The sequence below is a fragment of the Actinocrispum sp. NPDC049592 genome, assembly GCF_040675465.1.
Taxonomy (GTDB): Bacteria; Actinomycetota; Actinomycetes; order Mycobacteriales; family Pseudonocardiaceae; genus Kibdelosporangium.
Genome location: NZ_JBFAPA010000032.1, coordinates 18,670 through 27,876, shown reverse-complemented (window position 1 = coordinate 27,876; position 9,207 = coordinate 18,670). Strand labels below are relative to the sequence as shown.

7 protein-coding genes are annotated in these 9,207 nt (G+C 67.7%); 3 read left to right on the top strand and 4 right to left on the bottom strand.

Annotated elements, in window-relative coordinates; all coding sequences use genetic code 11:
- Positions 1-211: 211 nt before the first annotated feature.
- Complete coding sequence (locus AB0J95_RS49910) at positions 212-1,522, top strand: nucleotide disphospho-sugar-binding domain-containing protein (RefSeq protein WP_364773676.1); 1,311 nt, start codon at positions 212-214, stop codon at positions 1,520-1,522.
- Here AB0J95_RS49910 and AB0J95_RS49905 read toward each other — a convergent pair.
- Positions 1,519-2,115: a LuxR C-terminal-related transcriptional regulator gene (locus AB0J95_RS49905; protein WP_364773674.1), complete on the bottom strand. Its 597-nt coding sequence runs from the start codon at positions 2,113-2,115 to the stop codon at positions 1,519-1,521. The two genes, AB0J95_RS49910 and AB0J95_RS49905, sit on opposite strands and share 4 nt — an antisense overlap.
- Positions 2,116-2,253: 138 nt before the next feature.
- Between AB0J95_RS49905 and AB0J95_RS49900 the strand changes: the two genes are divergently transcribed.
- On the top strand, positions 2,254-3,681 hold the full coding sequence (locus AB0J95_RS49900; protein WP_364773673.1) for a carboxyl transferase domain-containing protein: 1,428 nt from the start codon (positions 2,254-2,256) through the stop codon (positions 3,679-3,681).
- Between the two features lie 9 nt (positions 3,682-3,690).
- Positions 3,691-4,443, top strand: coding sequence for an alpha/beta fold hydrolase (locus tag AB0J95_RS49895; RefSeq protein ID WP_364773672.1), 753 nt, complete (start codon positions 3,691-3,693; stop codon positions 4,441-4,443).
- Positions 4,444-4,757: 314 nt separating this feature from the next.
- On the opposite strand, the gene asnB is transcribed toward AB0J95_RS49895, so the two are convergent.
- The 3 genes from asnB to AB0J95_RS49880 are packed head-to-tail and all read right to left on the bottom strand — an operon-like array spanning position 4,758 to position 9,179.
- Positions 4,758-6,605 (bottom strand): asparagine synthase (glutamine-hydrolyzing), encoded by a 1,848-nt coding sequence (gene asnB / locus AB0J95_RS49890; protein ID WP_364773670.1) that lies wholly within the window; start codon positions 6,603-6,605, stop codon positions 4,758-4,760.
- A gap of 10 nt (positions 6,606-6,615) precedes the next feature.
- A complete protein-coding gene (locus tag AB0J95_RS49885) occupies positions 6,616-7,647 on the bottom strand; it encodes a GDP-mannose 4,6-dehydratase (RefSeq protein ID WP_364773668.1) in 1,032 nt (343 codons plus the stop codon).
- A 20-nt stretch (positions 7,648-7,667) separates the two neighbouring features.
- Positions 7,668-9,179 (bottom strand): efflux RND transporter permease subunit, encoded by a 1,512-nt coding sequence (locus tag AB0J95_RS49880; RefSeq protein WP_364773667.1) that lies wholly within the window; start codon positions 9,177-9,179, stop codon positions 7,668-7,670.
- Positions 9,180-9,207: the final 28 nt, after the last annotated feature.

Genomic DNA, 9,207 nt, shown 5'->3' with positions numbered 1-9,207 from the left:
GATCCACTGGTTAGTCGAATCGTTAGTAGGGGCGGTGAAACGGCTGCACCAACCGGCTACCCCAGTCGTCCACCCCGGTTCACGTACCTGATCGCCAAGCCATTCCCGGCGCTCGAAGGAGCCGACAGAAGAGGCGTTGTGGCAGGCCAGGCGCACTCCATATCTTCGGTTCACCGCTTAAACCTGATGCGCCCACGTGAGGGAGAGCAGCATGAAGATCTTGGCGACGAGCGCCCCGAGCGAGGAACATCTGTACCCGATGCTGCCGACGCTCTGGGCATTGCGAAATGCCGGCCACGACGTGCTCGTCGCGCTTCCGGCCCAGCTCGCGAAAATAACCGCGGCGACCGGGTTGCCCGCGACCCGAGTCTCCGACGACATCACCATCTGCTTCGGCAGCAGGTCCGGGCAGGACGCCACGGTCGGTGACCTGGTCGGCCACATCGTCGGCCACTACGTGCCGGTGACCGAGCAGACGGTCGACCGCACGGTGGCCATCGCCGAGGTGTGGCAGCCGGATCTGGTGGTGTGCAGTGACTTCGAGTACTCCGGCCCGATCGCGGCGGCCGCCATCGGCGTGCCGACCGTCCTACATGGACGAGGGATGCTGCCGCACCCGGCCATCGCCGCGCCGGTCGCGGAGGCGCTGCTTCCGTTGCACCGCAAGTGGGGCCTGCACGACGGCGCGCCGGATCACTGGAAGATCATCGACAACTGCCCGCCGAGCCTGCAGTGGACGACTCCGCCGACGAACGCCATCGCCGGCCGGTACGTCACCTTCCACAGCCCTGGGGAGCTGCCCTCGTGGATCTTCGACGAGCCGGAGGCGCCGCGGGTCCTGGTGACCATGAGCAACGAGCCGCTCGTGGAGGACCGGGCCAAGCTGCTGCGCCGGATCATGCAGGCCTTGCTGCCACTGGACATCGAGGCGATCGTCGCCACCGGTGACAAGCTGGAGCTCGACCGGCTGACCGAGCTGCCCCGGCGGACTCGTATCACGCACGGGCTTCCGTTGTCGCACCTGGTTCCGACCTGCTCGGTGGTGATCAACGACGGTGCCGCCAGCAGTGTGATGGCCGCGGCCATCGACGGCGTGCCGCAGCTCGGCCTGCCGCAAGTGTCCGGGCAGTACCAGCACGCCGACCGGATCGCCGAGATCGGTGCGGGGATCGCGATCGACCCCGAGCAGGCCACGGTGCCGGCCATCTCGGACGCGACCAGCACCCTGCTCAGCGAGCTGGGTCAGCGGGCGATCGCCCGGCGGCTGCAGGTGGAGAACGGCGGTCAGCCCCGGCTCGACGAGGTCGTGCAGGTGCTGGAGCGGGCGATGGCCAGCCAGGGCCGGCCCGCGTACAGCCCCGGCCGTGGCCGGCACCGCAATCCCCGGCTGGCGCTGGACGTGCCGACCATGCGGGTACCGCAGGCCAAGCGTGGCCAGCAGCCGTCGGCGGAGCAGTCGGCACCCGGCCGTCACTCCATCGGCGGCAACGTGTTCACGACCAACAGGCAGCAAGGAGCCTAAGTGGACACGGGGTTGCCCACACCGTCGCGGAGCGCCTTGGCAACGGCGACCGTGCGGTTGGGGCAGTCCATTTTGGACAATATGTTCGCCACGAGCCGTTTGGCCCCGTGTTCGGAGATGGTCAGCCTGCGCGCGATCTGCTTGTTGCTCAGGCCTTCGACCATCAGGACGAGCGCCTCGTGCTCACGTGGGGTGAGCCGGGGCCTCGGCGTCAGGGTGAGCAGGTCACGGGCCAGGCCGGCGGACATGGGGAGGTCGCCGGCCGCGATGCGCATCAGGGCGTCACGCAGCGCGACACCGTTGAGGTCGCCCAAAGTCAGGAACCCGGCACCGCGGATCCCGGACAGCCGAGACATTCTGGACAGCTCGGCGGCCTCTCTCTCGTCCACCAGCACGAGAATGCGGGTGCCCTGTTCCTCCGCCAGCCGAAGCCGGCGCACAGACTCGTCATCGGACTCGGCCAGCAGCACGATGACGACTTCCACATCCGGCACCGCCGCGGCGATCTCGGCCTCATGCGCCTGCAGCATCCGCTCGATGCCGAACCGCACGACGTCATTGCCGATCGCCACGACCACGTTCATCCCACTCATGGCACGGATGATCCAGCCCGTGGTCTCGCAATTCCCTCAGTCTGTGCACGGAAAGCCCAGCACGGCGGTAACACTGGGCGTTTCCGCACATCAGGTCGGCTTTCCTGGCCGCACAGGAGCAGACCTTCGAGGTGAGCAATGACCCAAGCAGCAGTGGCCGTCGCCGAGCCGGCGGCCCCGGAGCCGGACTACCGGGATCCGATGCACCGGATGTCGCAGCTGCTCGACCCTGGCACGGTCGAGCCGATCCACCTGCGCCCCGGGCTCGGGGTGGCGGTGGCCCGCGGCCGGATCAACGGCTCCGGCGTGATCGTGTACTGCACCGACGGCAGCACCAAGGGCGGGGCGATCGGGGTGGACGAGTGTCCGCTGATCGTCGAGGCCATCGACATCGCCGTGCGGGAACGGTGCCCGGTGATCGGGGTGTGGCACTCCGGCGGCGCCAAGCTCGCCGAGGGCGTCGAGGCCATGCACGGCATCGGACAGATGTTCGCCGCCATGGTCCGCGCATCCGGCCAGATCCTCCAGCTGTCGGTGGTGCTGGGCCCGGCCGCCGGTGGCGCCGCGTACGGGCCCGCGCTGACCGACCTGGTCATCATGTCCGACCAGGGCCGGGTGTTCGTGACCGGGCCGGATGTCGTGCGCACGGTCACCGGTGAGGAGATCGACATGGCCGGCCTCGGCGGGCCGGAGGCGCACGGACGCAAGTCCGGCGTCGTGCACATCACCACCGACTCCGAGACGGCGGCGTACTCCCAGGCCCGGGAGGTGGTGACGCTGTTCACCAAGCCGGGCCTGTACAACCTGGACAGTCTCACGTCCTCTTTGGATCTACGTGACCTGCTGCCGGAGTCGCCCAAGCGGGCCTACGATGTGCGGCCGCTGGTCAGGGAGATCGTCGACCGGGACTCGTTCATCGAGCTGCAGCCCAAGTGGGCGGCCAACATCGTGATCGGCCTCGGCCGGCTCGGTGGGCGCACGGTGGGTGTGATCGCCAACAACCCGTTGCGCAAGGGCGGCTGCCTGGACTCGCTGTCCGCGGAGAAGGCGTCTCGATTCGTGCGGATGTGCGATGAGTTCGGCGTTCCATTGGTCGTTGTGGTCGATGTTCCCGGGTATTTGCCCGGTGTCGGACAGGAATGGGACGGCGTTGTCCGGCGTGGGGCCAAGTTGCTGCACGCGTTCGCCGACGCGGCGGTTCCCCGGATCACTTTGGTGACCCGGAAGTCTTATGGTGGCGCGTACATCGCCATGAACTCGCGGGCACTGGGCGCTACTTCCGTGGTGGCTTGGCCGGATGCCGAGGTGGCCGTGATGGGCGCCAAGGCCGCGGTGGGGATCCTGCACCGCAAGAAGCTGGCCGCCGTCGCCTCCGACTCGGAGCGCGAAGCCTTGCTGGCCCAGTTGGTCGCCGAGCACGAGGTCATCGCGGGCGGTGTCGGCCGCGCCATGAGCATCGGCGTCGTCGACGAGGTCATCGAGCCCTCGCAGACCCGGCGCCGGATCGGTGAGATCCTCGCGTCCGCCCCGGCCGGCCGCGGCCACCACCGCAACATCCCCCTGTAGGAGCCTCCCGTGACCACAACCGTTACCTCGCCGTGGATCCGGCGTTACCACCCGGCCCCCACCGCCGCGGTCCGGCTGGTCTGCCTGCCGCACGCGGGCGGTTCGGCCAGCTACTTCCACCCCGTGTCGGCCCGGTTCTCCCCGCAGACCGAGGTCATCGCGCTGCAGTACCCCGGCCGCCAGGACCGCCGCCACGAACGCACGATCACCGACATGCACACCCTCGCCGACCAGGTCACGGCCGAGCTCCTCGCGCTGGACCCCAAACCCACGGTGTTCTTCGGCCACAGCATGGGCGCGGTGCTCGGTTTCGAGACCATCAAACGCCTCGAAGACGGCGGCGCGACCGGCCCCTACACCCTGATCGCCTCCGGCCGCCGCGGCCCCTCGACCCACCGCGACGAGCAGGTCCACGACCAGACCGACGACTTCCTGATCAAGGAGATCAAGAAGCTCAACGGCACCAGCTCAACCCTCCTGGCCGACGACGAGATCCTCCGCATGGCCCTGCCCTCGCTGCGCGGCGACTACGAAGCGATCGAGACCTACACCTGCCCCGCCGACCGGAAGATCAACGCCCCCATCACCGTCCTCACCGGCGACAACGACCCCAAGACCACAGTGGACGAAGCCACGGTCTGGCAGCACCACACCACCGCCACATACCGCATCAAGGTCTTCCCCGGCGGCCACTTCTTCCTCCAGGAACACCCCACCGACATCAACAACGAGATCGTGAAGGAGGTCCTATCCCTCAGATAAACCTTGTCCACAACCAGAAAGCCCGGTGAGCCACCCCTCACCGGGCTTTCTCACGCCCGGCGACGGGGCGGCGGTCACGCGGATCTCTCGGCGAAGCGATGGATGGGAACGCGAGGTTCGGTGAGGAAGGCGGGCGCCAGGGCGCAGAGGTGGTGGCGGCCAGCGCTTCGGGTGGGAGTGGGCTTCGGGTGGGGGTGGGAGTGGGGGCGCTCTTCTTTTGGCGCGCAGCGCACCACAGTCCGGCTTCGTGTCCTTCTCCCCTCTGGGTGGCGCTGCCTGTCCGGCGAGGACAACGACCCAGCCGAATCATGGGTCTAGGAAAGCGCCAACTGGGGTCGATAGAGGTCAAAGAAGTGGTACAACTCCACGACCTGATCCAGAATCGCCCGTGTGGTGTAAGACACCGCAGCGGGGTCCTGCTCGACAGCGAAGCGCACCCACCCCGGCGAGACCAGCTCGAACAGGGCATTGCCGTTGTCCACCAAAGCCTCCTTCGCCTGCAGCTGAAGACTGCCGACGTACGCAGGATCCTGAATGGACGGATAGGCACTCTTTTCGCGGGCGTGGACGGATGGCGGGATCACGTCCCGAACCGCCGCTCGCAACAGGCTCTTGGGCCGCCCATCGGAGGTCTTCATCGCCCAAGGAACGTTGTAGACGTACTCCACCAGTCTGTGATCACAGAACGGCACCCGAACCTCAAGCCCCACCGACATGGACATCCGGTCCTTGCGGTCCAGCAACAACCGCACCAGCCGAGTCATGTTCAAATAGGACATCGTGCGTGTCTGCCGCTCAATGGTGTCCGCGTCGTCCAGGTGCTCAACGCCGGCCACGGCGAGGTCGTACTGATCCACCAGGTACTGCCCGATGTCGAGCACCGCGTTGAGGGATGGGTGCGTCAGAGGCGGGCCCTCGACGTTCCGCCCCGGCCGCTCATGGTTGCGCAACATCCACGGAAAAACCCGCTTGCCGAGCAACTTTTCGTTGTGAAACCACGTATACCCACCAAAAACCTCGTCCGCGGCGTCACCGGACAAAGCAACAGTGGTCTCGCCGCGGATCGCCTGGAACAGCAGGTACAGCGACCCATCGAGGTCACCGAAACAGCTGGGCATGTCCCGGGCGGTGATGGTCTTCCGCCGCAGCTCCGGATCGTTCAGCAACGCAGGCGACAACACGATATCCCGATGCTCAGAGCCCGCAAAGCGCGCGACATCCGCGATGTAGGGCGCATCGAGATCCACCCGGAGGGCATCCGGCTTGAAATGCTCCGCCTGCCCCGCGAAGTCCACCGCGAAGGTCCGCGGCCGATCCCCATCATCCCGCACCAGCGACGCAAGACCCGTGAGAGCACTGGAGTCCAGCCCACCGGACAACAGAAGACCCTGCGGCACATCGGCAACGAGCTGCCGCCGGATGATATCCGCCAACAGATCCCGCGTCCACGCCACGGTGGTGGGGTAGTCGTCGACGTGCTCCGCGGTCTCCAGCTGCCAGTACGTGTGGGTACGGAGGCCATCCTCGGTGACCGTCACGATCGTGCCCGGTTCGACCTCGTACATGCCCTTCCACAGCGCCCATCCCGGCCGCTTGACCGGCGCCATCAGCTCGCGCACGCCGTCCGCGTCGATCACCTTGGGCACCAACGGATTCGCCAGGATGGCCTTGGGCTCCGAGCCGAACAGGACACCGTCGGCGGTCGGGTAGAAGTACAGCGGCTTGACGCCCATCCGGTCCCGGATCAGCAGCAACCGGGACTCCCGGCCGTCCCAGATCGCCATGGCGGTCATGCCGTTGAGGCGATCCGCGATCGACGCGCCCCACTCCAGGTAGCCCCGCAGCACCACCTCGGTGTCGCTGGAGGTCCGGAACACGTGCCCGCGCTCGGTCAAAGTCCTTCGCAGCTCGCGGAAGTTGTACGTCTCTCCGGTGTAGACGATGACGACCGGCCCGCCGGGTGTGGAGACCATCATCGGCTGAACCCCACCCGCGAGGTCCACGATGGACAGACGGCAGTGGCCCAACCCGGCGTCACCGCAGATCCACGTCCCGGTGTCGTCCGGGCCGCGCAACGCCATGGTCGCGGTCATCGCCTCGATCGTGGGGCGCTGAGTGGTCAGGTCGGTCCCGAACGCCACCCAGCCAGCGATCCCGCACACATCCGCCCCCTCACCAGCTGGTGGACAGGAGCATTTCCTCGTACTGCCGCTCCCGTGAGACGTTCCTGAGGTCCGAGTCCACCATCATCCGCATGAGGTCGGGGAAGTCGATGGTCGGCTCCCAGCCGAGCGCCTTGCGGGCGGAACGGGAGTCCGCGCACAGCGTCTCCACCTCGGCCGGACGCACCAACGCGGGGTCGACCACGACGTAGTCCTCCCAGTTGAGGTCCACGTGGTCGAACGCGATCCTTGCCGCGTCACGGATCGAGTGCATCTGGCCGGTGCCGATGACGTAGTCGCCGCCCTGCTCCTGCTGCAGCATCAGGTGCATCGCGCGCACGTAGTCGCCGGCGAAACCCCAGTCGCGCACGGCGTCCAGGTTGCCCAGCCGCAGCTGGTCCTGGTGGCCCAGTTTGATCCGGGCGACCGCGAGCGAGATCTTGCGGGTGACGAACTCGGCGCCGCGGCGCGGCGACTCGTGGTTGAACAGGATCCCCGAGACACCAAAAAGACCGTAGGACTCGCGATAGTTCTGGGTGATGTAGTGCCCGTATGCCTTGGCCACGCCGTAAGGGCTGCGCGGGTGGAACATCGTGGTCTCGCGCTGCGGGGTCTCGGCGACCTTGCCGAACATCTCCGACGAGGAGGCCTGGTAGAACCGCATCCCGCTGTTGTGCGTGATGCCCGAGATGGACAGCCCGCTGACCATCCGGATCGCCTCCAGCATGCGCAGCACGCCCATGCCGTTGACCTCGGTGACCAGTTCCGGCTGCTGCCAGGACATCGGCACGAACGAGATGGCGCCCAGGTTGTAGACCTCGTCCGGCTGGATCTTGTCCACAGCGGACACCAGGCTGGACTGGTCCATCAGGTCGCCGTCGACGAAGTTCACCTCCGACAGCTGCCGCGACACCCACCAGCGGCGGGGGTTGGCCTGGCCGCGGATCAGGCCCCACACCTGGTAGCCCTGAGCGATCAGGTGCTCGGCGAGGTAAGAGCCGTCCTGACCGGTGATCCCGGTGATCAGCGCTCGCTTGGACATCGGGTACTCCTTCTCATCCTTTATCCGTGTGAGCGCCGTGACGCGGGCAGCGCCATCGGGACGGACCGCACATCCAGATCCCGCTCAGGCCAGTGGACAACGGCGGCGGGACGCCGCCGGGCACGCCGGCGTCGGACGCGCCTTTTCAGCGTCTCGGCCGATGTGTACAAAGTGGGCACCAGCACGAGCGTGAAGACCGTCGAGCTGACCAGCCCGCCGATCACCGCCAGCGCCAGTGGAGTGCTGATGAAGCCGTCCCCGGACTGCCCGAGGGCCGCCGGGAGCAACGCGCAGATGGTCGCCATCACGGTCAGCAGGACCGGCTGCAACCGCCGGCTGCCCGCCTCGACCGCCGCCGCGCGGATTCCCATGCCACGCCCGCGGTACTGGTTGATCAGGTCCAGCAGCACGATCGCGGTGCTGATCCCGATCCCGGCAGGCAGCAACAGTCCGGCCACAGTGGACAGACTCAGCGGCGCGCCGGTGAGCACCAGTGCCCCGGCCGCGCCCGTTGCCGCGAAAGGCAGTGACACCAACGCGATCAGCGGCTGGACGAGGCTGTCCAGCCCGGCGACCATGATCGCGAACAGCAGTATGAGAGCCGCCAGCGCCAGCATTCCCAGATCCGCCAGGCGATCACGACCGGAAGAGGGGGCGGCGGCACGCGCACCGGCACCGGCCCGCACTCGCGGCGCGTCCACGACAGGATCGGAAAACGCTGACACGCCGGTCATTTTGTCCGAACCCGGGGCCTGGCGTGAGGGCCCGGAGATCAACGCTGGTGCTTTCCCCACAACTTCGAGTGGCGCTGAAACATCGTCCAGGCCGTCGGTCCGCACGCGGGCCAGCAGGAAACCGGTTGCGGCCAACACACCCACGGCGACGGCCATCGTGACGAGCCGGTGGCGGGTGGCGAACCGGAGCACCGGCGCGGTCCGGCCGGGCGCGGCCGGCTGCTTGCGGGACTTGAGGAACCAGTACGCCAGGGCCGGCACAACGGTGAGCGACAACACCAGCGATGCGGCCACCGCGACCACCACAGTGATCGCGAACGGCCGGAGCACCCCGCCGAAGACAAGGAACGGCAGGAACACGGCGGCGGTGGCACATCCGGAGGCGAGCACCGCCCGGGTGGCTTCCCCGGCGCCGTCCTGAACCGCTTGCCTGGCACTAACTCCAGTGGCCAGCCGGCGGGTGATGCCTTCCAGCACGAGCAGTGAGTCGGCGGTGAGCCGCCCGACCACGATCCCGAGGGCACCCAACGTCGGCACCGTCAGGGAAAGACCGGTGGCGTGCAACACGCCGAGCGTGATGGCCAGCGACAACGCCATTGTCACCGCTGTGACCACAGTGGACCATAGAGACAACGTGAAGAGCAGGATGGCCAGGACGGCGAGGCCAAGGCCGAGGCCGGCCTCCTGGGCCCGGCCGCCGGCCGCCTGGACCGCCGGCAGGCACGCCACGGCGAGGGCGGCGACACCCAGCCCGATCAGGCTTCGGCCGGTGAGACTGAGTCTGGTCAGTGCGGACATGGCTGTGGTCGGTGTAGGCGGGCAGCGG